The organism is Devosia sp. ZB163 (genome assembly GCF_028613635.1).
Taxonomy (GTDB): Bacteria; Pseudomonadota; Alphaproteobacteria; order Rhizobiales; family Devosiaceae; genus Devosia_A.
This window is the reverse complement of sequence record NZ_JAQRMY010000001.1, coordinates 373,572-396,493: the sequence shown is the minus strand read 5'-3', so window position 1 is coordinate 396,493 and position 22,922 is coordinate 373,572. Positions and strand designations below refer to the sequence as shown.

22 protein-coding genes are annotated in these 22,922 nt (G+C 67.0%); 17 read left to right on the top strand and 5 right to left on the bottom strand.

From position 1 onward, the window contains the following. Nucleotides 1-50 precede the first annotated feature (50 nt). The 4 genes from PRN20_RS01975 (at nt 51) to PRN20_RS01960 (ending at nt 3,006) form a co-directional block, all read left to right on the top strand. Nucleotides 51-1,484: an ATP-binding protein gene (locus PRN20_RS01975; RefSeq protein WP_273955371.1), complete on the top strand. Its 1,434-nt coding sequence runs from the start codon at nt 51-53 to the stop codon at nt 1,482-1,484. Further along, a complete protein-coding gene (locus PRN20_RS01970) occupies nt 1,481-2,152 on the top strand; it encodes a response regulator transcription factor (protein WP_273955370.1) in 672 nt (223 codons plus the stop codon). Before PRN20_RS01975 ends, PRN20_RS01970 begins: the two co-directional genes overlap by 4 nt. A gap of 88 nt (nt 2,153-2,240) precedes the next feature. Continuing rightward, a complete protein-coding gene (locus tag PRN20_RS01965; RefSeq protein ID WP_273955369.1) occupies nt 2,241-2,441 on the top strand; it encodes a hypothetical protein in 201 nt (66 codons plus the stop codon). A gap of 178 nt (nt 2,442-2,619) precedes the next feature. Further along, the gene (locus tag PRN20_RS01960; RefSeq protein WP_273955367.1) at nt 2,620-3,006 is read left to right on the top strand and encodes a hypothetical protein; all 387 of its coding nucleotides are present in this window, start codon (nt 2,620-2,622) and stop codon (nt 3,004-3,006) included. A gap of 27 nt (nt 3,007-3,033) precedes the next feature. On the opposite strand, the gene PRN20_RS01955 is transcribed toward PRN20_RS01960, so the two are convergent. Next, nucleotides 3,034-5,226, bottom strand: a complete 2,193-nt coding sequence (locus PRN20_RS01955) for a heavy metal translocating P-type ATPase (protein WP_273955365.1) — start codon at nt 5,224-5,226, stop codon at nt 3,034-3,036. Nucleotides 5,227-5,431: 205 nt separating this feature from the next. On the opposite strand from PRN20_RS01955, the gene PRN20_RS01950 reads away from it, so the two are divergent. From PRN20_RS01950 to gyrB, 9 genes are all read left to right on the top strand, one after another. Next, on the top strand, nt 5,432-6,046 hold the full coding sequence (locus PRN20_RS01950; RefSeq protein WP_273955363.1) for an HD family hydrolase: 615 nt from the start codon (nt 5,432-5,434) through the stop codon (nt 6,044-6,046). Between the two features lie 94 nt (nt 6,047-6,140). Next, a complete protein-coding gene (locus tag PRN20_RS01945) occupies nt 6,141-6,662 on the top strand; it encodes a hypothetical protein (protein ID WP_273955362.1) in 522 nt (173 codons plus the stop codon). A 161-nt stretch (nt 6,663-6,823) separates the two neighbouring features. Beyond that, a complete protein-coding gene (rpsT, locus tag PRN20_RS01940) occupies nt 6,824-7,090 on the top strand; it encodes a 30S ribosomal protein S20 (protein ID WP_273955360.1) in 267 nt (88 codons plus the stop codon). Between the two features lie 857 nt (nt 7,091-7,947). Beyond that, complete coding sequence (gene dnaA / locus PRN20_RS01935) at nt 7,948-9,405, top strand: chromosomal replication initiator protein DnaA (protein WP_273955358.1); 1,458 nt, start codon at nt 7,948-7,950, stop codon at nt 9,403-9,405. Nucleotides 9,406-9,520: 115 nt separating this feature from the next. Next, nucleotides 9,521-9,718 carry a hypothetical protein gene (locus PRN20_RS01930; protein WP_273955355.1) on the top strand — a complete coding sequence of 66 codons (198 nt, stop codon included), beginning with the start codon at nt 9,521-9,523 and terminating at the stop codon, nt 9,716-9,718. Between the two features lie 141 nt (nt 9,719-9,859). Continuing rightward, a complete protein-coding gene (gene dnaN / locus PRN20_RS01925) occupies nt 9,860-10,978 on the top strand; it encodes a DNA polymerase III subunit beta (protein WP_273955354.1) in 1,119 nt (372 codons plus the stop codon). Then, nucleotides 10,975-11,562 carry a HEAT repeat domain-containing protein gene (locus PRN20_RS01920; protein WP_273955352.1) on the top strand — a complete coding sequence of 196 codons (588 nt, stop codon included), beginning with the start codon at nt 10,975-10,977 and terminating at the stop codon, nt 11,560-11,562. Before dnaN ends, PRN20_RS01920 begins: the two co-directional genes overlap by 4 nt. Then, nucleotides 11,559-12,683, top strand: coding sequence for a DNA replication/repair protein RecF (recF, locus tag PRN20_RS01915; protein ID WP_273955350.1), 1,125 nt, complete (start codon nt 11,559-11,561; stop codon nt 12,681-12,683). Before PRN20_RS01920 ends, recF begins: the two co-directional genes overlap by 4 nt. 160 nt (nt 12,684-12,843) lie before the next feature. Beyond that, on the top strand, nt 12,844-15,300 hold the full coding sequence (gyrB, locus tag PRN20_RS01910; protein WP_273955348.1) for a DNA topoisomerase (ATP-hydrolyzing) subunit B: 2,457 nt from the start codon (nt 12,844-12,846) through the stop codon (nt 15,298-15,300). Here gyrB and PRN20_RS01905 read toward each other — a convergent pair. Together PRN20_RS01905 and PRN20_RS01900 are read right to left on the bottom strand one after the other, a co-directional pair. Continuing rightward, entirely contained in the window at nt 15,297-16,193 is an 897-nt protein-coding gene (locus PRN20_RS01905; RefSeq protein WP_273955346.1) for a hypothetical protein, read from the bottom strand. The two genes, gyrB and PRN20_RS01905, sit on opposite strands and share 4 nt — an antisense overlap. Next, entirely contained in the window at nt 16,190-16,702 is a 513-nt protein-coding gene (locus PRN20_RS01900) for a hypothetical protein (protein ID WP_273955345.1), read from the bottom strand. The genes PRN20_RS01905 and PRN20_RS01900 overlap by 4 nt, the downstream gene beginning before the upstream one ends. Nucleotides 16,703-16,987: 285 nt before the next feature. Here PRN20_RS01900 and PRN20_RS01895 point away from each other — a divergent pair, with 285 nt between their 5' ends. Then, complete coding sequence (locus PRN20_RS01895) at nt 16,988-19,156, top strand: transglycosylase domain-containing protein (protein ID WP_273955343.1); 2,169 nt, start codon at nt 16,988-16,990, stop codon at nt 19,154-19,156. Nucleotides 19,157-19,158: 2 nt separating this feature from the next. After that, on the top strand, nt 19,159-19,536 hold the full coding sequence (locus PRN20_RS01890) for a DUF4189 domain-containing protein (RefSeq protein WP_273955342.1): 378 nt from the start codon (nt 19,159-19,161) through the stop codon (nt 19,534-19,536). 1 nt (nt 19,537) lies between these two features. On the opposite strand, the gene PRN20_RS01885 is transcribed toward PRN20_RS01890, so the two are convergent. Further along, complete coding sequence (locus PRN20_RS01885; protein ID WP_273955341.1) at nt 19,538-20,281, bottom strand: M48 family metallopeptidase; 744 nt, start codon at nt 20,279-20,281, stop codon at nt 19,538-19,540. A gap of 95 nt (nt 20,282-20,376) precedes the next feature. Next, nucleotides 20,377-20,811 (bottom strand): DUF2852 domain-containing protein, encoded by a 435-nt coding sequence (locus PRN20_RS01880; protein ID WP_273955339.1) that lies wholly within the window; start codon nt 20,809-20,811, stop codon nt 20,377-20,379. A gap of 200 nt (nt 20,812-21,011) precedes the next feature. Between PRN20_RS01880 and PRN20_RS01875 the strand changes: the two genes are divergently transcribed. Next, nucleotides 21,012-22,313: an ActS/PrrB/RegB family redox-sensitive histidine kinase gene (locus tag PRN20_RS01875; protein ID WP_273955337.1), complete on the top strand. Its 1,302-nt coding sequence runs from the start codon at nt 21,012-21,014 to the stop codon at nt 22,311-22,313. Between the two features lie 51 nt (nt 22,314-22,364). Next, a complete protein-coding gene (locus PRN20_RS01870; protein ID WP_273955336.1) occupies nt 22,365-22,916 on the top strand; it encodes an ActR/PrrA/RegA family redox response regulator transcription factor in 552 nt (183 codons plus the stop codon). The last annotated feature ends 6 nt before the right edge of the window (nt 22,917-22,922 follow it).

Sequence of the window (22,922 nt, the reverse complement as noted above, 5' to 3'; positions counted from 1 at the left end):
CGGGCGCGCGCGACTAGAGATAGCCGCATGATTTCGGGAGCGTTTTGGCAGTGACCGTGCGCTGGCGCATCGTGGGGCTGGCGCTGGCGAGCCTGTTGTCGCTCGCCGCGATGATCGCCGTCATGGCGATCGGGCTCGGGCTTGCCGATCACTACGTCAAGCGTGTCGACGCCGTGCATCGCCGCTTCGAGGTGATGGCGGAGCTCGACGGGCGCATCAATGCCTATGGCCGGGAGGTTGCCTCGGCGCTGCTGCTGGGGCGCGCCAACCTGCCCAATGTCCAGGCGGCGCGCATCGCCACCGAGCGAACCTTCGCCCGGCTGACCCGGGCGACGCGCGACGAGATTGCCGCCATGGGCGGCGGGCCCGACATGGAGAGCGAGCTCGTCGAGCTTGAGGACGTGCGGCGCATGATCGAGCTCTACCACGCCATCGACATGACGGCGGCGCGCGCTCTCGCGGCATCGCGCGACGGCGATACGGCCCGCGCGACCGAGCTCTACGGCCGCGACATCGCCTTCCGCCTCGCCAACGAGCTGCAGCCGCTGATCGACAGCGCGCTTACCGACGAGCGCAACGAAGTCGCGACCGAGCTGGCGCGGGTCGAGCGCACGCAGGCGGTGATCGTCACGGTGGCCGGCATACTGGCGCTGGTCGCGCTGATCGTGCTGACGCTCCTGGGCGTGCTGCTTTATCGGGCCGTCCGGCGTTCGGGCGAGCGGCTCGAGTCCCAGATCGCCGCCCGCACGGCCGAACTCAGCGAGGCCAATGCCCAGCTGCGCGCCATCGACGTCAAGCGGACGCAGCTGCTGGCCGAGGTGAGTCACGAGCTGCGCACGCCGCTGACGGTGCTGCGCGGCGAGGCGGACGTCGCCCTGCGCGGCAAACCAGACGCCGAGGAACTGCGGCTGTCGCTCGAACGGGTGCGCGGCCAGGCGGCGGAACTGTCCCACCTGCTCGACGACCTCATCGCCTTCGCCCGCACCGATTCTGAGGCGCAGCAGCACCAGCCGTCCCGCGTCCAACTCGACGAGGTCGTTGCGGCGGCCACCGATGAAGCGCGGGTCCTCGCGGGCGCACGCGAGGTGGAGATCGTCACCGAAAGCGACGATGCCGGCGCCGAGGTCGAGGCGGATTTCCGCCGGCTGCGGCAGGCGCTGATGATCGGGCTCGACAATGCCGTCAAGCACTCCCCACCGGGAACCCGCATCACCGTACGGACCGCCCGCCAGGGCGCGCAGGTGCGGCTCGAGATCGCCGACCAGGGGCCCGGAGTGACGGAAGCGGACCGTCCCCACGTGTTCGAGCGCTTCTATCGGGGGGCGGGTGAGGGGGAACTCATGAACCAGGGGCTGGGCATCGGGCTGGCCATCGCCAAGGACATCGTCGAGCGGCATGGCGGCATCATCCGGCTCGACAACGGCACTGAAGGCGGCGCCGTCCTCGTGATCGAGCTGCCGCTGGCAGCGGGGAGCCGGAGATGAGGGTCCTTGTCGTCGAGGACGACCGCCGCATTGCGTCCTTCCTCGAGCGCGGCCTCGCCGCCGAGGGCTACCAGGTGAGCGTCGAGCATGACGGGCGCGACGGCCTCGAGCGGGCGCGGCAGGACGAGTTCGAGATCATCATCCTCGATCGCATGCTGCCCTATGTCGACGGCGTCGAGATCGCCCGGCTCCTGCGCGAAGAGCGCCGCCCGGCCATGATCCTGATGCTGACGGCCCGGGACAGCCTTGCCGACAAGATCGAGGGCCTGAGGGGCGGGGCGGACGACTACCTCACCAAGCCTTTCGCCTTCGACGAGCTGCTCGCGCGGCTCGTGGCGCTCTCGCGCCGGCGCAACGAAACCGGACCGGAGGCGCCGATGAGCTTCGGCCCGCTGACGCTCGACCCGCAATCGCGGCGGGTGACGCGGAACGGGGAGCCGATCGCCCTCACTGTGCGCGAGTTCGACCTGCTGCGCTACCTGATGGTCAATGCCGGCAAGGTGGTGAGCCGCCAGCGCCTGCTCAGCAGCGTCTGGGAGTACGGGTACGACCCGGGCACGAAGATCGTCGACGTCTACGTCCGTTACCTCAGGGCCAAGATCGACGTTCCCGACGGGCCCTCGCTGATCCAGACGGTGCGCGGCGTGGGCTACATGATGGCGCCCTAGGGGCCGTTTCTCTCCAAATTCTAACCAAGCCCTCAATGGCATCTAATATCACTGCGCTAGCGTGACGGCTCCACATCGGAGCAATGCCATGTCCGACGAACTCTGGCCCGCCATCAAGGTAGAACGCTTCTACGATGAGCCGCTCGCGCACTACGAGACGCGGCGCGGGGAGATCGTCACCATCATCAACGGCTTCCGTCGCGGCCGCTACGAGGGCGAGGCGGCGGAGCGGATGGAGCGGCGTCTCGTCGCCCTGCAGGACGGCACGGTCCTTCCCGCGGTCGCCTGACCGGTCCGGTACGCTTTCGCTCAAGGTTACGTGCAGTATCCGTGAGCATCGCAGCACCAATTCATTTCAAGCACGAAACGTTCGACTAACCGCGCCCCAGACTTGTCCCGGGGCGCTCATGGTCAATGGTGACTATTTGAGATAATATCGGAATCGTCACAGTTTAGTGGAGGACGCCGTGAAGACTCTGCTTACAGTATTGACTGCGACGGTAGCGCTTGCGGCCGTCTCTCCCGCCTTCGCCCAGCCTCTCGAGATCATCGTCCGCGGCGGCACGCCCAGCCCGTTGCCAACTTATCTGCCGGACGGCGACGACTATGTCTACGGCTGGCCCGAGAACCCCAACAACCCGAATTTCGACCCGGCGGCGATGGCCATCAATGCCTGGATGGTGACCCATCCCCGGCTGCGCACGCTTCCGGTCAATATCAGCCTGGCCTCGCGGCTGGCCTACTCGACCGGCTCCTGGGCCGATCACCAGATCCGCTGCCAGGCCCGCTACGCGACCTACGATCCCATCTCCGACACCCATATCGACAACGGCCTGCCCGAGCGCTGCTACTAGCCTCGCGCAAGCCATCTCCAGACATCGCTACTGCCGCGGCTGCCAGGCGAGCAGCCGCATCGCATTGAGCGTCACCAGCACGGTGGCGCCGGTGTCGGCGAGAATGGCCGGCCACAGGCCGGTGATCCCCAGAATGGTGGTGACGAGGAACACGGCCTTGAGGCCGAGCGCCACCGTGATGTTCTGCCAGATATTGCCCATGGTGGCGCGCGACAGCTCGATCATGCCTGCAATATCCGTGACGCGACCGTGCAGCACTGCCGCATCGGCGGTCTCGAGTGCGACATCAGTACCGCCGCCCATGGCGATGCCGATATCGGCGGCAGCGAGCGCGGGGGCATCGTTGATGCCGTCACCCACCTTGGCCACGACCTGACCGTCAGCCATCAGCTCGCCCACGATCCGCTGCTTGTCCTCGGGGAGGAGCCCGGCGCGGATCTCGTCGATGCCGAGGCCGGACCCGACGGCGCGCGCGGTGCGCTCGTTGTCGCCGGTCAGCATGATGGTGCGGATCCCTGCTTCATGCAGCCGGGCCAGGCCCTCTGCCGCGTCGGGGCGCGGCTCGTCGCGCATGGCGATGAGGCCGGCGACGGTGTCGTTGGCGACGAGGACCGAGACGGTCTTCCCCGCATCGTTGAGCGCGGCGATCCGCGCCAGCAGGCCAGGCTCGAGCGGCACACGCTCTCCCGCTGCATCGGGCGAGGCGAGGAAGACCTCGACGCCCCCGACCTTGCCGGCAACGCCCTTGCCCGCGAGGGCGCGGGCCGCGGCGGCCGGCGGCACCGGAACGCGGTCGGCCGCTGCCCGCTCGAGAATGGCAACAGCAAGCGGGTGGCTCGAGCCGGTCTCGAGCGCGGCAGCCAGCGAGAGCACGTCGGCCTCGGAGCGACCGATGGCGACAATGTCGGTCACGCGCGGCCGGCCCTCGGTCAGCGTCCCGGTCTTGTCGAGGGCGACACGGGTCACGCGCCGTAGAGTCTCCAGCACGGCGCCGCCCTTGAGCAGCAGGCCGCGCCGGGCGCCGGCCGACAGGCCCGCCGCGATGGCAGCCGGGGTCGAGATCACCAGCGCGCAGGGGCAGCCGATGAGGAGAATGGCGAGCCCGCGATAGATCCACTCGCTCCATTCGGCGCCGAAAATGAGCGGCGGCACGACGGCGACGAGGGCGCCGACGAGGAGGACGGCGGGCGTGTAGTAGCGCGAGAAGCGGTCGATGAAGCGCTCGGTCGGCGCCTTGCTCTCCTGGGCTTCCTCGACGAGGCGGATGACGCGCGCAATGGTGTTGTCGGCCGCCGCGGCGGTGACGCGGACGCGCAGCACGGCATCGGTGTTGATCGTGCCGGCAAAGACGGGCTCGCCCGGGCCCCGGTTGCGGGGGACGCTCTCGCCGGTGACAGGCGCTTCGTTGATCGCCGACTGCCCATCGACGATCACGCCGTCCGCCGGGATGCGGTCGCCGGGCCGGACAAGAATGATGGCGCCGACGGCGAGCGTTTCGGCCGGGACTTCGGTGGTCGTGCCGCCCGCCTCGAGAAGTGCGGTCTTGGGCACAAGGTCGGCCAGGCCTCGGATGCTGGCGCGGGCCCGGCCGGCGGCCACGCCTTCGAGCAGTTCGCCGACGAGGAAGAGGAGAACCACCATGGCCGCCTCCTCGGTAGCGCCGATGAACACGGCGCCGACGGCGGCGATGGTCATCAGCGTCTCGATCGAGAACGGCGTGCCGGTCATCGCCGCGACGACGGCCCGCTGCGCCACCGGCACGAGGCCGACGGCCATCGCGATGAAGAAGGCCCACGGGGCGAGGTCGGGCATGACGAGCCCGACCGCATAGGCGACGACCAGAGCGGCGGCGCTCAGCAGCGTCAGCACCGCCTTGCGCGTCTTCCACCAGGGCCCGTCGATGGCGGCGCCATGGCCGCCATGCGAGTGGTCGTGACCATGGTCCTGATAATGGTCATGGTCATGTGCATGGTCAGGGGCGGCCTCGACCTTGGCAGACGCATCGGCGGGCGCGATGGCGTATCCCAGGGCCCGAACCTGCCGCTCGACGGCTGCGCCGTGGAAGGTTTCGCCGGTCACCGTCATGGTTCCGGCGCCCAGCGACACGCCGACCGTCTCGACACCCGGCAGGCGCCCTACGGCATTCTCGATCTTGGTGACGCAGGCGGCGCAGTCCATGCCGCCGATCCGGTATCTGAGCTTGCCTGCCGCCTGGTCCATGTCCTGTCCTTTCGCGTCACGGCACCTGAGATAGGACCTCTAGCCACTAGAGGATCAAGAGGGTGAGGCAACATTGTGCGAGAGGGAGCGAGCCCAGACGGGATGGTGCGCCGGTTTGGCGAATCATGGTCTGGCGAAATACCGTCCGGGGCCATCCGTTCCGCCGAAACATCGGCCGGTACGCAGCACGAGGGAGAGACGATCCATGGCGAAGGGAAGGGAGCGGGCATGGCAGCGGATGCTGTCGGGGCGGCGACTCGACATTCTCGATCCTTCCCCGCTCGACGTGGAGCTCTCCGACATCGCCCACGGGCTGGCGCGCGTCGCGCGCTGGAACGGGCAGACGGTGGGCGACTATCCGTTCACGGTGGCACAGCACTCGATCCTCGTGCTCGAGCTCTTCCGGGCCCTCAATCGCGAGGCGGACGCCAAGGCGCTGCTCTATGCCGTGCTCCACGATGCGCCCGAGTACGTGATGGGCGACATCATCTCCCCGTTCAAGGCGGCGATGGGCGGCAATTACAAGGAGGTGGAGAACCGGCTGCTGGGCGCGGTCTATCTCCGCTTCTCGCTGCCCGCGATGCCGCCGGCGGCACTCACCCGGCAGATCAAGCGCGCCGACCGCGAGGCTGCCTTCCTCGAGGCCACGCATCTCGCCGGCTTCGAGCCGGAGGAGGCACGGCGCTTCTTCGGCGAGCCCAGCTTTCCGGTCTTCGAATTCGAGCCGTTCGAAAAGCTCATCCGCCCCTGGCCCACCCGCGAGGCCTATGACCGCTTCGTCGAGGCGGTCGAGAAGCTGGCAGCCGAACTTCCCCGATAGTTAACTTAACCCTGACGCGTGTTCCATTTTGACACGCACGAATCGGACATGGTTGATAAGTGGTTAACTTTGGTCCGTGAGGCGGAGGTTGGCCATGGACGCGACACGTACGATCATGGCGGTGGGAGCCATGGGGGCTGGCGCCGCATTCCTGTTGGCGCTGCCCGACATGCTGCCGCCGGCGGTCGCCGGGGAGGAACCGATCCGGACCCTGCTGAGCACGCCCGGCGAGCTCTGGCCGCCGGCCTTCGATCCCGACAAGCTCATGAAATGGGACTATTACGTCGAGCCCGGGGTCGCTTCCGAAGCGGTCGCGGACACGACGATCAGGAAGATCGGTTACGGGCGCACCACCTATGTCTCCGTCATGGAGACGGCGTCGGGCACCTATTCGACCGATGGGCTCGCCAGTCCCAATGTCGAGTATCCCGGCATCACCAAGGAACCCAAGCCTGGAGCGCCTCAGCTCTTGTGGCTGTGGGGCGGCGGGCGCTGGGGCACCGCCATGGCCTTTTCGGGGAGCTCGTTCCTCAGCATTGCTCCCTTAGACGGCGGCGCCCTCGTCGTTACCGAGGACGGCACTTGCGTGGTGCGCAAGGACAGCATCTATTGCTGAGGCGCCGGGGCGGCCGCGCCGGTGAATCCAGTTGACGCACCCGCCCGCCCCGACTATACAGCGCCCAACTTGGCGGCTCGGTGCCGCCGATTTCATTTCATCGCCCCCGGGTTTTGCGGCTCAGTTGCTGCGCCGGCGGGTTGAAGCGCCAAGAGGATTTCATGGCCAATACCGCCTCGGCCAAAAAGGCCACCCGCAAGATCGAAGCCCGCACTGCAGTGAACAAGTCGCGCCGCTCGCGCATGCGCACTTACGTTCGCAAGGTCGAGGAAGCCATCACTGCCGGTGACCACGCCGTTGCGCTCGCGGCCCTCAAGGCAGCCGAGCCGGAGATCGTCCGCGCCTCGCAGAAGGGCATCGTCCACGCCAACGTGGCCGCCCGCAAGGTGAGCCGCCTCAACTCCCGCGTGAAGGCGCTGCAGGCTTAACAGCCGCACCCGATCTGTTTCATTCCGGCACAGGGCTCCCTCGCGGGGGCCCTGTGCTTTTGTGCGCTCGCGGACGCGACTGGTACGCAACTGATCTGCCCCGAGTGTGACCGGTTTGCGACACTTTCGAAGACTCATTTTCCAACGCTGAAAGCCCAGCGTTTTCCAGCGCTTGGCATGGGACGGCAGCTGAATCCGCCCCCGGATTTGAAACGAAATGTCGCATCCAGGCCTTGGCCGTCACAATTGTGGCAAAGGCCCGAAATGGCGATGGAGACCGGATTCAGTGTGGAGTCACAGCGCCTTAAAAAGCGCCCGTCCAACCGAGTCCCGGAAAGGATTTTGCGAGAGTTGCGAGTCAACCCCCTCAAGGCGAAAAACCCCCGTTGATTGGCAAATAGCCCCCCACTAAGATGCCTCTACTGGCTCAGGACAAACGGCGGCAGAACCGAACAACGAGCCCGTGTTTTGTACAAGAATGCTGACTTGAGATGTGGCTGATGAGTTGGTTTGGGACGCAGCCGACAATCTTGGGGAACTCCATTCGTGGACTGGATTGACTAGTACCTGGTGTTTGTCTTGCGCGTGCGTAGGACTTTTGCGGTAGCCCGGGCGCCTCGGTAGCCCGGTCCAAATGAAATAGTTGCGTAGACTGAACCGCGGCACAGTTCGCGGACAGAAAAGGCTTGTCCGAGAAAAGGACAGGCGTGGTTGGCGGAGCCGTGCCCAGAAAGGGGCGGCTGTATAACAGGATTGGGGCTATCACGATGGCGACAAACGCGGCGGCAAGTCGTGCTGACTGGGCATTGGAAACGAACAAGGGAAAGGGAACGGACGGTACGGCGGGGGGTATTGTGATGATCGGCAAAGACAGCCAGTCACTGAGCTCGAGCGAACTGTTCCAGCGTGTGCGCGCTCGTCTGCGCGCCGCTGTCGGTGAAGATGTCTTCAACTCCTGGTTCGCCCGGCTCGAGCTTGAGGAAGTCGTCGACGACCTCGCTCACCTCAGCGTGCCGACGCGGTTCCTGTGCTCCTGGGTACAGTCGAACTACGCCGAAAAGATCCTCGATGCGTTCCGCGCCGAATCCGCCGACCTCGGCCGGTTGCACTTCACGGTGCGCGTCAACGGCCAGGCCAGGCCGCGCCTCCACCATGCCGAACCCGCCCCGGAGCCGGCTCCTGCCCAGGTTCCGGCGAGTGCAGCGCCCGTCGCGGCGCGCCCGGTCCGCGATCTGCAGTCCTCGACGGCGGCGCCGCGCGGCGATGCGCTGTCGGGCTCGGCGCTCGACCCCAAGATGACCTTCGACAGCTTTGTCGTCGGCTCGGCCAACGAGATGGCGCTCCAGGTGGCCAAGCAGGTCGCCCACGCCGCCGCCAACAACACGGTGAGCTTCAACCCGGTCTACATCCATTCGAGCGTAGGCTTGGGCAAATCCCACCTGCTCAATGCGATCGCCTGGGCCGCCGGTGCGGCCGAGCCGGGCCGCAACATCGTCTACCTGACAGCCGACCACTTCATGTACCACTTCATCACGGCCGTGCAGCGCCAGTCGGCGCTCGGCTTCAAGGAGTGGCTGCGCCGGGTCGACCTGCTGCTGATCGACGACATGCAGTTCCTGCAGGGCAAGTCGGCAACCGAGTTCGGCCACACGCTGGGTACGCTCCTGACGGGTGCCAAGCAGGTGGTGGTGGCGGGCGACGCGCCGCCGCGCGATCTCGAAATGCTGGACGAGCGCGTGCGCTCGCGCCTCTCGGGCGGCCTGGTCGTGCCGATCAACCCCTTCGACCTCGACCTGCGCCGCGCGATCGTCACGCGCCGGGCCGAGCAGGCGAGCCAGCGCTTTGCCGATGCCCATTTCGCGGCACCGGTGCTCGACTATGTGGCGCGGGTCGTGGTGAGCCACGGCCGCGACCTCGACGGGGCGGTGAACCGCCTCCTCGCTGCCAACCAGCTGACCAAGGAGCCGATCACCGTTGCGCTCGCCGAGCGCACCCTCGCCGACCTCGTCCGCCAGCGCGATGCCCGCCGGGTGCGGATCGAGGACATCCTCCGGATCGTCTCGCGCCACTACAAGGTGCCGCGCAACGACCTGCTCTCGTCGCGCCGGTCGCGCGATGTGGTGCGGCCGCGCCAGATCGCGATGTACCTCGCCAAGGCGCTGACCTCGCGCTCCTTGCCCGAGATCGGCCGCCGCTTCGGCGGGCGCGACCACACAACGGTTCTCCACTCGGTCCGCAAGGTCGAGCAGATGATCAAGGATGACGGCGAGCTGGCGCAGGAGATCGAACTCCTCAAGCGCATGCTCGAAGAATAAGTCGCGATTTCCGGCCCTCTCCGGCGGAGGGGGCCCAGCTGGCTGGATGGCCGGCGCTGCGAGTTCCGACCCAGTAGGGTCTCTTGTGTGAGTAGTAGCGTTGCAGACATCGCGTATGAAGCCGCCGCGGCTGATGCTGCGGATCAGGAAGGGTTTGCGCCGCCTCGATTTCGGGGCGCGGCCCGAGTTGCAACCGACGTCGCCCGACCGGGCTTGGCATGAGATGCTGGCCCGGCTCGATGCGGAAGAGGCGGAGCGCCGACTCGAGGCCATGGAGGCCGCCCTCAACGGAGGAATGGGGCGTCAGGGCTGAATTCGCGCCCCAGCGCCATTTTCCCGAGGGAATCCGGGGCTGCGGCCCCGGCTGCACTTGCCTTTTTCGCCCTCGCTTGCAAATGTCGCTGCCCGGCTCCGCCGGGCTTTACGGACGCATGCCGCAGGGGTTTAGAGTTTTATGAAAGTCACTCTCGAGCGCAACCATCTGCTCAAGTCGCTGGGGCATGTCCACCGCGTGGTGGAGCGCCGCAACACTTACCCCATTCTGGCCAACGTCCTGCTCAAGGCCGCCGACGGCAAGCTCGACCTGCGCGCCACGGACCTCGACATCGAGGTGACCGAGAGCGTCCCCGCGATGGTGGGCCAGGCCGGAACCACCACGGTGCCGGCGCATACGCTCTACGAGATCGTGCGCAAGCTCGCCGACGGCGCCGAGGTCCGGCTCGAGAACGATGGCTCCGAGCAGCTGCTGGTGAGCTCGGGACGCTCGCGCTTCACCCTCGCCTGCCTGTCGCCCGACAGCTTCCCCGATCTCAAGTCGGGCACCTTCACCCACACCTTCTCGATGCCGGCCCAGGCGCTGCGCGAGCTGATCGAGCGCACCCAGTTCGCCATCTCGAACGAGGAGACGCGCTACTACCTCAACGGCATCTACGTGCATGTACTCGACATCAATGGCACGACGACGCTGCGCGCCGTGGCCACGGACGGCCACCGCATGGCGCGGGCCGAAACCGACGCGCCTGACGGCGCCAAGGGCATGCCGGGCGTGATCGTGCCCAAAAAGACCGTGTCGGAAGTCCAGAAGCTGCTCGAAGGCGCCGAAGGCGACGTCGAGGTCGAGCTCTCCGATACCAAGGTCCGCTTCAAGCTGGGCAGCGTCGTGCTGCTTTCGAAGCTCATCGAGGGCACCTTCCCCGACTACGACCGGGTGACGCCCAAAAACAACGACAAGCAGATGAACGTCGACAAGGCGAGCTTCGCCACTGCCGTCGACCGCGTCTCGACCATCGCCTCTGATCGCGGCGGCAAGGCCGTCAAGCTGTCGATGAAGGAAGGGCAGCTCGAGCTCAGCGTCACCAACCCGGACCACGGCACGGCGAGCGAGGAACTGGCGGTCGAGTTCGAGCCCGAGAGCTTCGAGATCGGCTTCAACGCCCGGTACCTGCTCGACATCATCGGCCAGATCCGCTCGGAAAATGCCGTCTTCATGTTCAACGACGCCGGCTCGCCGACGCTGGTGCGCGAGGACGGCGACGCCAAGGCGCTCTATGTGCTGATGCCGATGCGGGTGTGACTGCCGCACCGGCACCTCGCAATCGACACGAGCAGATTTCTGCACTCGCAGGTGGCGACGCCTTCCGTCGTCGCTCGGCGCTTGAAGCCTTGGGAAGGCTCCCCAAGGACGCCGAAACTGCCGCTCTCGTTCTTGCGTCGCTGCATGATCCGTCAGGATACGTTGTGAGAACTGCGGTAGAGATTGCTCGCGGGTGGGGGCTGGCTGATGCTGCTCCTCGTCTGCGCGATCTTGCGGGCGATCCAGATCCCCTGACTCGTCGCATCTCGCTTGAGGCGCTACGGGACCTCGGGTCCGAGGCGGACGCTGAGCTGCTGATGAAGGTTTTGTCGCGCGACGCCAATCGTGACGTTCGGAATGCCGCAGCCTGGGCGTTGGCCGCGGTTGCAGGACCATCCACCTGGCGCAGCAGCTTTGAGCTGCTGGTAGCCGGCGATGTTCCGCGGCATCGCCAGCTGGCATGCGAACTCGTCAGAAAATTCGGCGATGCAGCCGATCGCGAGGCCCTGCGACCGCTGCTCAGTGACCACGACGGTCACGTTCGAAAGGCTGCCGCGCACGTTCTCGCGGAGGGCGAACCATGAACCCCTCCCGCTACATCTCCCGGCTTCGCCTCAGCCACTTCCGCAACTACGCCTCGGCCGCCCTCGATCTCGACGGGCGGCACCTGGTGCTGGTGGGGCCGAACGGCGCGGGCAAGACCAACCTGCTCGAGGCGGTGTCGCTGCTCTCGCCCGGACGGGGCCTGCGCGGCGCCGCCTTCGACGAGGTGGCGGCGCAGGGTTCGGACGGGCTCTGGGCCGTGGCCTCGACGATCGAGACGCCGGAGGGTCCGGTCGATATCGGCACCGGCTCCGGCGGACCGGAGGGCGGGCGGCGTGTCCGCATCAACGGGGCCAACGCCCGCACCATCGAGGAGATGAGCGCGTACCTGCGCGTCCTCTGGCTCACCCCAGCGATGGACGGGCTCTTCACCGGGCCGGCCAGCGATCGCCGCCGCTTCCTCGACCGGCTGGTGACGACACTGATCCCCGGCCACTCGGCCGCCGTCTCCGATTTCGAAAAGGCCATGCGCCAGCGCAACCGGCTGGTCGACGAGGATGCCGATCCGATCTGGATCGACGCGGTCGAGGCGCAGATGGCGAGCGCCGCGGCGGCGGTCCATTTCGCCCGCGCCGACAGCCTCGAGGAGCTGCAGGCGCTGATCCTTGCCGGGGTGGACGAAGCGAATTTTCCTGCCGCGCGGCTGGCGCTGACGCCGCTGTTCGAGGATCGGCACGAGCCGCAGTCCTCGAGCGCGCTCGAGGCCGAGCTGCGCGAGACCTGGCGGCGCGGACGCAACCAGGACCGCGCCGCAGGCCGGACGCTCGTCGGCCCGCACCGCATCGATTTCGAGGTGCGGCACGCGCAGAAGGACATGCCGGCGGCGCTCGGCTCGACCGGCGAGCAGAAGGCGCTGCTGATCGGGCTGATCCTCGCTCATGCGCGCCTCGTGAAGCGCTCGACCGGGATTGCGCCGTTTCTCCTTCTCGACGAAGTGGCGGCCCATCTCGACCCCAGCCGCCGGGCCGCGCTGTTTGCCGCGCTCGACGGGCTCGGCACCCAGTGCTTCATGACGGGCACGGACCCGATGCTGTTCGAAGCGCTGGGCGAGGATGCCCAGCGGGTCACGGTGCGGGACGGCAGGCTGGCGGACGGGGTCTAGTGCGCCTCAGGCGTCCCGGGCTTCCCGTTCAGAGCCGATGTCACAAGAAGGTGCCGCAAAGCCTTGCAAAACGGGCTCAAAATAGCCATTTCCCTTGGGTAACCGAGCCCCATCCGCTAGACCCATCGCAGCGGACCTGCTGACCTGATTCGGGACCCCCTTGAGCACCTCCGAAACCCCCTCCGATCCGAACGAATATGGCGCCGATTCCATCAAGGTCCTCAAGGGCCTGGATGCCGTGCGCAAGCGCCCCGGCATGTATATCGGCGACACCGATGACGGCTCGGGCCTGCACCACATGGTCTACGAGGTGGTGGACAACGCCATCGACGAGGCGCTGGCCGGCCATGCCGATCTCGTGACGGTGCAGCTCAATGCCGATGGCTCGGTGTCGGTGAACGACAACGGGCGCGGCATCCCCACGGCCATCCACAAGGAAGAGGGCGTGTCGGCGGCCGAGGTCATCATGACCCAGCTGCATGCCGGCGGTAAGTTCGACCAGAATTCCTACAAGGTGTCGGGTGGCCTGCACGGCGTGGGCGTCTCGGTGGTGAACGCGCTGTCCGTCTCGCTGAAGCTCCGGATCCGCCGCGACGGCGAGATCCACGAGATGGAGTTCTCGCACGGCGATGCCGTGGCGCCGCTGAAGCAGACCGGCACCTACGTGCCCGACATGCAGCCGGGCACCTATGAAGGCCGCTCGGGCACGGAAGTCACGTTCCTGCCCTCGCCCCAGACCTTCACGATGGTCGAGTTCGACTTCAAGACGCTGGAGCATCGCCTGCGCGAGCTGGCTTTCCTCAACTCCGGCGTCCACATCATCCTGCGCGACCTGCGCCACCCCGAGCCGGTGGAGATCGATCTGCACTACGAGGGCGGCCTCGAGGCGTTCGTGCGCTATCTCGACAACGCCAAGACCCCGCTGATCAGTGCGCCGATCCTATTGAACTCGGAACGCGACGGCATCACTGTCGAAGTGGCGATGTGGTGGAACGACAGCTACCACGAGAACGTGCTGTGCTTCACCAACAACATCCCGCAACGCGATGGCGGCACGCACCTTGCGGGCCTGCGCGCGGCGCTCACCCGGCAGGTGACCAAGTATGCCGAAGAGAGCGGCATCCTGAAGCGCGAGAAGGTCGAAGTCAGCGGTGATGACATCCGCGAGGGCCTGACCTGCGTGCTTTCGGTGAAGGTGCCCGATCCGAAATTCTCATCGCAGACCAAGGACAAGCTGGTCTCGTCCGAAGTCCGGCCGGTGGTCGAGAACGGCGTCAACGAGAAGCTGCAGCAATGGCTCGAGGAGCATCCGGCCGAGGCGAAGTCCGTGGTCGGCAAGGTCGCCGAGGCCGCTGCCGCGCGTGAAGCGGCGCGCAAGGCGCGCGAGCTGACCCGCCGCAAGTCGGCGCTCGACATCAACTTCCTCGCCGGCAAGCTCAAGGATTGCTCGGAGAAGGACCCGGCGCTGTCGGAAATCTTCATCGTCGAGGGCGACTCGGCCGGTGGCTCGGCCACGCAGGGCCGCGACCGGCGCAACCAGGCCGTCCTGCCGCTCCGTGGCAAGATTCTGAACGTCGAGCGCGCGCGCTTCGACCGCATGCTGAGCTCGGAGACGATCGGCAACCTGGTGATGGCGCTGGGCACCTCGATCGGGCGCGAAGACTTCAACATCGACAAGCTGCGCTACCACAAGATCATCATCATGACGGACGCCGATGTCGACGGCGCCCACATCCGCACGCTGCTCTTGACCTTCTTCTACCGGCAGATGCGCGAACTGATCGATCGCGGCCACATCTACATCGCCCAGCCGCCGCTCTACAAAATCAAGCGTGGCTCGTCCGAGCAGTACCTCAAGGACGAACGCGCGCTCGAGGACTACCTGATTACCGCCGGCACCGACGATGCAGTGCTGACCACCCGCGACGGCGTCGCCCATAGCGGCCAGGACCTGCTGCAGATCGTACGGCAGGCCCGCGATATCGTGCACGCCGTCGAGGGGCTGAACACAAGGTACAACCGCTCGATCATCGAGCAGGCGGCCATCGTCGGCGGGCTCGCCGATGCGGCAAACGATCCCGACCATGCCCGCACCGTCATCGAGCGCGTGGTGCGCCGGCTCGACCGGCTGGCCGACGAGTTCGAGCGCGGCTGGCAGGGCGAGCTCGACGGCCAGGGCGGCTATGTGTTCACCCGCACCGTCCGCGGCGTGGCCGAGACGCATGCGCTGGATTCCCAGCTCCTCGCCTCGGCCGACGTGCGCCGCATCCGCGCTACGGTGGAAAAGCTGGGCGATCTCTATGGCGGCGTCGCCAAGTTCACCCGCAAGGACCAGAGCTTCGACATCTTCGGCCCCTACTCGCTGTTCAAGACGGTGTCGGATGCCGGCCGCAAGGGCATCTCGCTGCAGCGCTACAAGGGCCTGGGCGAGATGAATCCGGAGCAGCTGTGGGAGACGACGCTCGATCCCAACGCCCGCACCCTGCTCAAGGTCGAGCAGAAGGAAGACGACAGCGAAGTCGGGATCCTGTTCTCCGAGCTCATGGGCGACATCGTCGAACCGCGCCGGATCTTCATCCAGGACAACGCCCTCAACGTCGCCAACCTCGACGTCTAGGGACTGGCCGACAGCCGCTCCCGGATCAGCGCCTCGTTGCCATCGAGGTTGTCGCGGCTGACGCCGTCGATAGCTTCGGTCGCAAGCGGGCCGACATATCGGGCATAGGCGGCGCGCACCCGATCATTGACGCTCAGGGCACCGAGATAGTCGCCCTGGGCAATGAGACGCGGGATCACCCCGAACAGGCGCAGCTCCCAGCGGTCGAACTCGTTGAGCGCCGTGCGAACGTCCGCAATGCGCAGGAACGGCTCGAACTCCCTCGCCTGCTTGCGTCCGCCATCCACCGCCTCGACGATCTCGCGCAACCGCTCGACCAGCTCGTCCTGCAAGCCCCAGGGGCTGAGGCCGAGGCCGTCGACCGGACGCACTCGCGCGAACAGGTAGTACGAACCGTCGAACCAGCCGCGCAGTCCCTTGAGGTGCGACCTGGTCCAGCGCTCACCGTTGACCTCGAGCAGCTTCACCCACTCCTGGCAGCCGAACAGGGCCCGGAAGGCGCTCCTCACATCGCTGGGGCGGGTATGCCAGCAGCGCTGCTCGGCCTGCTGCCAGTCGGCGAGGGTGTAGTTGTAGCGGTAGACGCGCACCGGAATCTTCATGCCCGAATACGGGGCGAAGACGAAGGCGGGCAGGCTCGTGCTGTTGTGATCATTCCATTCGATGGTCAGGTTTCCGGGCAGGTCATCGACCGGACCGGGCTTGAAGGCGATGGGCCCCTCGTCCGCGTCGGTGCCGAGGGCCAGCGAGATTTCCTCTCCGCCCGTCGAGAGAACCGCGGCACTGGCGACGCCCGACGGCTCGACATAGACCATCAGCTGCGCCTCGACGGCCTGCCCCCAGACCGGACCCGCCACGAGGCAGGCCAGCAATGCGACGAATGCAGCCCTCACCTTGCCCCTCCGATGTTCTGGCCGACCAGCAGCATCAGGACGACCCCCAGATTGCTGGCAATGTCGCGAAGCAGCATCGGAAGTCCCGCGGCTCCCTTGATCGCGCTCGAACCGTAGGCGTCGATCAGGCTCGCGGCCAGCAGGGCGGCGACGGTTCCGAGGAGAGGAACGAGGAAGAGCCAGAGCGCCAGCCGGCCGTTCCTCAACATGGCGAAGTTCGCACCGAGAAAGAGGGCGGCGAGGGGAAGAATCAGCTTGTGCAGGGCTTCCAGCACGCTGCCGTCGGCGCTGGCCAGCGGCACCATGAACTGCACCAGTGCGTCCGAATCGATCTTGGGCGCGGCAATGGACGAGGCGAGGCCGAAGGGGACCTGCCACAGGAAATCGAGGGCGAGGGCGACGGGAAGTGCCGCATAGAGGGTCACGAGGACCGCGAGTACGACCAGCTGCTGGCGCGACTGCAGATGCGCCAGCCGGTCGGTATCCGTCGGTGTGCTGTCGAGCGCCAACCCATGCCCCTCCCCGTCGATCAGGTTAGCGCGAACCGGGTGGACGGAAGTTAGGGGTTGTACGTGCGCAGTTCTGCGGGGTGATCTCCCTGTCTCCCACCCGCAACACACAGGCTCCGCCCAGCTTAATCCCACATAAACCGGCCACATTTACCTTGGATAGCCGAGGGGACCGCGCGAGTCAGGGGCCCGGAAGAATCCGGGTTTGGCAGGGCTAGCGAGACGGTCGGATTGCCCCATGGCGACCGCACTGCCCCGAACGGGATTGCAGCCGGATCAAACGCCATGCGCAAGAAGAATGCCGGGGCCCTGTTCATGGATTTTCACGTTTCGCCGGAAGACCGCGTCGGTGGCGCGCCCAAGAAGGGCTCTCGCTCCGAACGGACCGCTCCAGCGAAGAAGACGGCGCGCGGCGCCCGGGTCGAACCCGGCTTCGACGAAGGCGCCATCTATGTCGACGACGAACGCTCCCAGCGCGCCCCGCGCGGCAAGCAGCCGCGTGGACGGGCGCCCAAGGCCAAGAAGGGCCGCGGCCGGCGCGAGAAGCGTCCGCTGACGCTGTTCGGCGTCATCGGCAAGCTCATCTCCTGGCTCTTCATCCTGGGGATCTGGGGTGGCCTCGCGGCAGCAGCCGTCATCGTCTATTACGCCGTGCAGCTGCCTTCGGCCGATACCTGGAAGGTACCGGACCGCGCCGCCAACATCCGCATCGTCGCCGCCAACGGCCAGCTCATCTCGAACCGCGGCAAGTCCGGCGGCGAGGCCGTGTCGCTGCGCGAACTGCCCTATTACGTGCCGGCCGCGTTCGTCGCGATCGAGGACCGGCGCTTCTACGATCACTTCGGCGTCGACGTCGTCGGCCTTGCCTCGGTGGCGCTCGAATCGATCCAGGCGGGCGAAGTCACCCGCGGCGCCTCGACCATCACCCAGCAGGTGGCCAAGAACCTGTTCCTCACCCCGGACCAGACGCTCGGCCGCAAGGTGCAGGAAGCGCTGCTCGCCGTGTGGCTGGAGCAGAACTACTCCAAGGACGACATCCTCGATCTCTATCTCAACCGCATGTATTTCGGGCACGAGAAGTACGGCATCGAGGCCGCGGCCCAGTTCTATTTCGGCAAGTCGGCGCGCAACCTGTCGCTCAGCGAGGCGGCCATCCTCGCCGGCTCGCTGCAGGCGCCCTCGCGCCTCAACCCCAGGGGCAAGGCCGAGCTGATCAAGGCGCGCCAGGGGCTCGTCCTCTCGGCGATGGCCAAGGAAGGCTATATCAACCAGGCCGAAGCCAAGGCCGCCGCGATCGATCCCAGCCAGACCATCCGCACCAAGGTGACGGGCGGCGAGTCCTATGTCGCCGACTGGGTCGAAAGCCTGATGACCGCCTATCTGGGCGAGGTGAAAGAGGACGTCATCGTCCACACCACGATCAACTGGGACCTCCAGAAGGAGGCGGAGTTCGTGGTCAAGGAAGCCGTCGCCAAGCACGGCAAGGAGCGTGGCTTCGCCCAGGGCGCCCTGGTCGCCATGGATGTCGACGGCTCGGTGCGGGCCCTCGTCGGCGGCGTCGACTACCAGCAGAGCCAGTACAACCGTGCCGTCACGGCGCGCCGCCAGCCCGGATCGAGCTTCAAGCCCTTCGTCTACCTGGCCGGCATGGAGAAGGGCTACACGCCTGACACCGTCGCCAATGACGGTCCCATCGACATCAATGGCTGGGCCCCCGAGAACGCCGACGGCAAGTATGGCGGCGAGATGACCCTGCGCACGGCGCTCGCGCTGTCGCGCAATACCGTCGCGGCACTGCTCGCCAACGACGTGGGGCCGGAGAAGGTGGTCGAGGCCGCGATGCGGATGGGCATTTCCTCTCCGCTGCAGGCCGTGCCCTCGATCGCGCTCGGCACGCAGGAAGTCTCGCTGCTCGAGCTCACGGCCGCCTATGCGCCCTTCGCCAATGGCGGCATCGGCGTCATCGCCAATGTCATCACCCGCATCGAGACCCCCGACGGCAAGGTGCTGTACGACGCCGTTCCGTCCGGCCCGGGCCGCGTGATCGAGCCCAATGTCGTGGCCGAGATGAACGACATGCTGCATGCCGCCGTCGAGATCGGCACCGGCAAGCGCGCCCAGCTCAACGGCTGGCCGATGGCCGGCAAGACCGGTACGTCGCAGAAGTCGCGCGACGCGCTGTTCGTTGGCTATACCTCGCGCATGGTGGCGGGCGTCTGGCTCGGTAACGACGACGACGTGGGCACAAGGCTCTCGGGCGGCAACGTGCCGGTCGAGATCTGGAGCCAGTTCATGACCAAGGCGCACGAGGGCATACCGGTCGCCGAACTGCCGGGTGGCACGACGCAGCCGGGGCTCGACCAGCAGGCGCTCCAGCCCATGGAGCAGCCGGCGGTGGAGCGGCCCAAGCGCACGCTGGTCGACCTGCTCGGCGACATCTTCGGCGGGAACTGACGATGCGGCGGGCCCTCTTGGGCAGCATCCTCGCATTGGCGCTGCCGCTCGCGACCGCGCCCGGCGCGATGGCCTACACGGCCGTCGCCCTCTCCGAGAGCCTCGCTTATGGCTACTGCAACAACATGCAGTCGCTCGGCGAGGCGACGGAATGCGCCATGCGCTACTGCCAGCAGAGTGCCTCCGATCCGCAGACCTGCGCGATCGGGTTGCAGAGCGAGCCGACGGGCCATTACGCGCTGGCGGTCGGTGGCGGCGGCTGGGGCGCGGCTTCCGGGCAGAGCCAGGCGGAAGCCGATCGCGATGCGCTGGGCTACTGCCAGCGCACCGGCTGCGAGATCGTCGCCCGCTGGACCGAGGGCATCGTGCGCGGGCAGTAGCCTATTCGGCGAGCCCGTAGCCCATCAGCACCTTGCCGTGCGCCTTGAGCCACGCCTTGCCCCTCGTCATGTCCGGCAGAGCCGCCTCCACCGCCTTCCAGAAGCTGGGCGAGTGGTTCATGTGGACGAGGTGGGCGACCTCGTGCGCCGCGACATAGTCGAGCACGAAGGGCGGCGCGAGGACGAGGCGCCAGTTGTAGTTGAGCCGCCCCGACGAGGAGCATGAGCCCCAGCGCGTCGACTGGCTGCGCATGGCGACCGACTTAACGACGACGCCCAGGGTCGCGGCATGGACATTCGAGCGCTCGAGGAGATCGCGCTGGGCCTCGCCCTTCAGCCACTCGGTGAGCCGGCGGGGGATATGCATGGCTTCGCCCGGAACCAGCAGGTTCAGCTCGCCGTCGATCTCGGAAACCTCGACCCGGCCGCGCAACCGACCGGTGGCATGGATGCGATGGGGTACGCCGCGCAGCGGGACAAGCTCGCCATCAGAAAAGGACGTCCTCGGTGCGCTGCGCTTCAGCCGCGCCGCGAGCCAGCCCCGGTGGCGACCGAGAAAGCCCTCGGCCTCGCTCCACCTGCCGGTACTGGGCAGGGTCAGGACGGGAGCCCCGTGATGGGGAACCGTCAGGCGGTAGCTGCGAGCTCGCGCGCTCACCTTGACGTCGATCGTCACCGGCTCGCCGTCGATGTCGAGCACGGTCGTCGCCGGCACCTTCTGTGCCTTTGAGAACAGCAGATTCATGGGGCAATACTCGCCGATTCGAGCGCGATCCCGGCAACAAAAAAAGCGCCCCCGAAGGGGCGCGCAGTCGTCAGGAGGGAGGAAATGCGACGGGGCTAGACGCTCGTCCCGTCGCCGTAGTTGGGCTTGGAGCCATTGCGGTCGCGCATGAAGCGGTCGAACTCCTCGCGATCCTTGGCCATGCGGAGGTTCCGCATGTATTCTTGGAACGCGTGGACCTCTTCATCGAGGCGGCGGCGCTCCTCTTCGAGCCGACGGAGCTGCTCGGAGCGGTAGTCGTCGAAAGCGGCATTGCCGCTCGTCGAACCGAAGCCGCGGAAGGAGTGGCCGCGCGGGCCGCAGTTCTTGTCAGCCCAGGCGCGGGATCGATTGACGAACCCCTGGGCCTTTTCCGCCGAACCACCGAACATCTCGCCCCACAGGATGTAGGCGAGAACGGCGAGGCCGAGCGGCCACCAGACAATGAAGCCCAGGACCATCAAAGCGATGGTGAGGGGGCCCCATTGCGGCTTGATAATCGCAGTGTGCATTGGACTTCTCCCAAGACGGCGGGGTCGGGAGAGGTCTGGGACCCCGGTCCGATCCCGCGACACATTACAGGTCACGAACAGGATCGGATGTGGTCCCGTCCGTTTCGGGATCAAGCGCGGCCGCGCGCATTTTTAGCCTTGAAATGGCGTGCTAAAGTCCCCATGCGGGCAGCAAGAACCTGCCCGGAAAGGACCATTTCATGGCATTGGCGGATAGCTCGCAGGCCGTTGTCGGCGGCAACTGGCGGCCGCTCAGGCTCGGAACGCTGGTCGGCCTGCGCTGGCTGGCCATCGTGGGCCAGACGATCGGCGTCTTCTTCGTCGAGTTCGGGCTCGGCTTCCCGCTACCGCTCACCCAGTGCCTGCTGCTCATCGGGCTGTCCGTGCTGCTCAACCTGTGGCTGGGGTTCCGCCTGGGCGAAGGGTACCGGCTGAGCCCGACCGTTGCGACGGTGCACCTCGGCTGGGACCTCTGCCAGCTCGGCGCGCTGCTGGCGCTGACCGGCGGGTTGCAGAACCCGTTCTCGCTGCTGCTGCTCGCCCCGGTATCGGTGTCGGCGACGACGCTGACGGCCCGGGCGACGATCGTCCTCGCGGGTCTCGCGATCGTCCTCGCCTCGCTCCTCTCGGTCTTCCACCTCGACCTGCCCTGGGATCCGGACCAGCGCATCGTCTTCGACCGCGTCTATGTGATCGGCATCTGGGTCTCGATCTTGTGCGGCACCATCTTCATCGCCGCCTACACCAACCGCGTGGCGCACGAGGCGCGGCAGCTGGCCGATGCCCTCGCCGCTACCGAACTGGCGCTCTCCCGCCACGAGCAGCTCAACGCACTCGACGGGCTCGCTGCCGCCGCGGCGCACGAGCTGGGCACGCCGCTCTCGACCATCGCACTCGTCGCGCGCGAGATGCGCGACGAGGTGCCCGAAGGACCAGTGCGCGAGGACGCCGAGCTCATAATGTCGCAGGCGGCGCGCTGCCGCGAGATCCTGGGCAAGCTCCGCAGCCTCCGCGACACGCCGGGCGACCCGTTCGCCGCGGTGCCGGTGAGCGAGCTCCTCGCCGAGGTAATCAAGCCGCTGGAGGGCATGGGCAAATCGATCTCGATCCGCACCGACAAGGGCGCCGGCCCCGAGCCGGTGGTGCAGCGCAACGCCGGCCTTCTCTATGGGCTGGGCAACCTCATCGAGAACGCGGCCCAGTTCGCGCACCGCACCGTGCTCGTCGAGACGAGCTGGGACAAGGCGGCGCTGACGGTAACGATCACCGACGACGGCCCGGGCTTTCCGGCCGATCTCATCGCCCGGCTGGGCGAGCCCTATCTCACCACGCGCCCGCGCGACGCCGACAGTCCGGAGCCCGGCGGGCTGGGGCTCGGCATCTTCATCTCCAAGACGCTGCTCGAGCGGACCGGCGCCCGGCTCAGATTCGAGAACGAGGCGGCCGACGGCCATGCCCGGGTTCGCCTCGTCTGGCCGCGCGCCGCCATCGAAAGAGGCTGAAGTCTGCCTCCTTTTTGACCTTTTGCCCAAAACCCCCTACATCAGGCGCCGATGAGCACAGTCGACGAACTCCTCGCCGGTGACCGCAGCCTGCTGCTGGTCGATGACGACAAAACCTTCCTCACCCGCCTCGAGCGGGCGATGCAGAAGCGCGGCTTCGATGTCCGCATAGCCGATACGGTGGCGGGCGGTCTCGCCGCCGTGGCCGAAGCGCCCCCGGCCTATGCCGTGGTCGATCTGAGACTCGAGGACGGCAACGGGCTCGACGTCGTCGCGGCCCTCCACCAGAAGCGCGGGGATGCCCGCGCCGTGGTCCTCACCGGCTACGGCAACATCGCGACGGCGGTGACCGCGGTGAAACTCGGCGCCGTCGACTACCTGTCCAAGCCCGCCGATGCCGAGGATGTGATCAACGCCCTGCTCGCCACCGGCGACAAGGCGCCGGAGCCGCCGGAAAACCCGATGTCGGCCGATCGCGTCCGCTGGGAGCATATCCAGCGCGTCTATGAGCTGTGCGATCGCAATGTCTCGGAGACGGCGCGTCGGCTCAACATGCATCGCCGCACGCTGCAGCGCATTCTCGCCAAGCGCGCCCCCAAGTAAATGAAC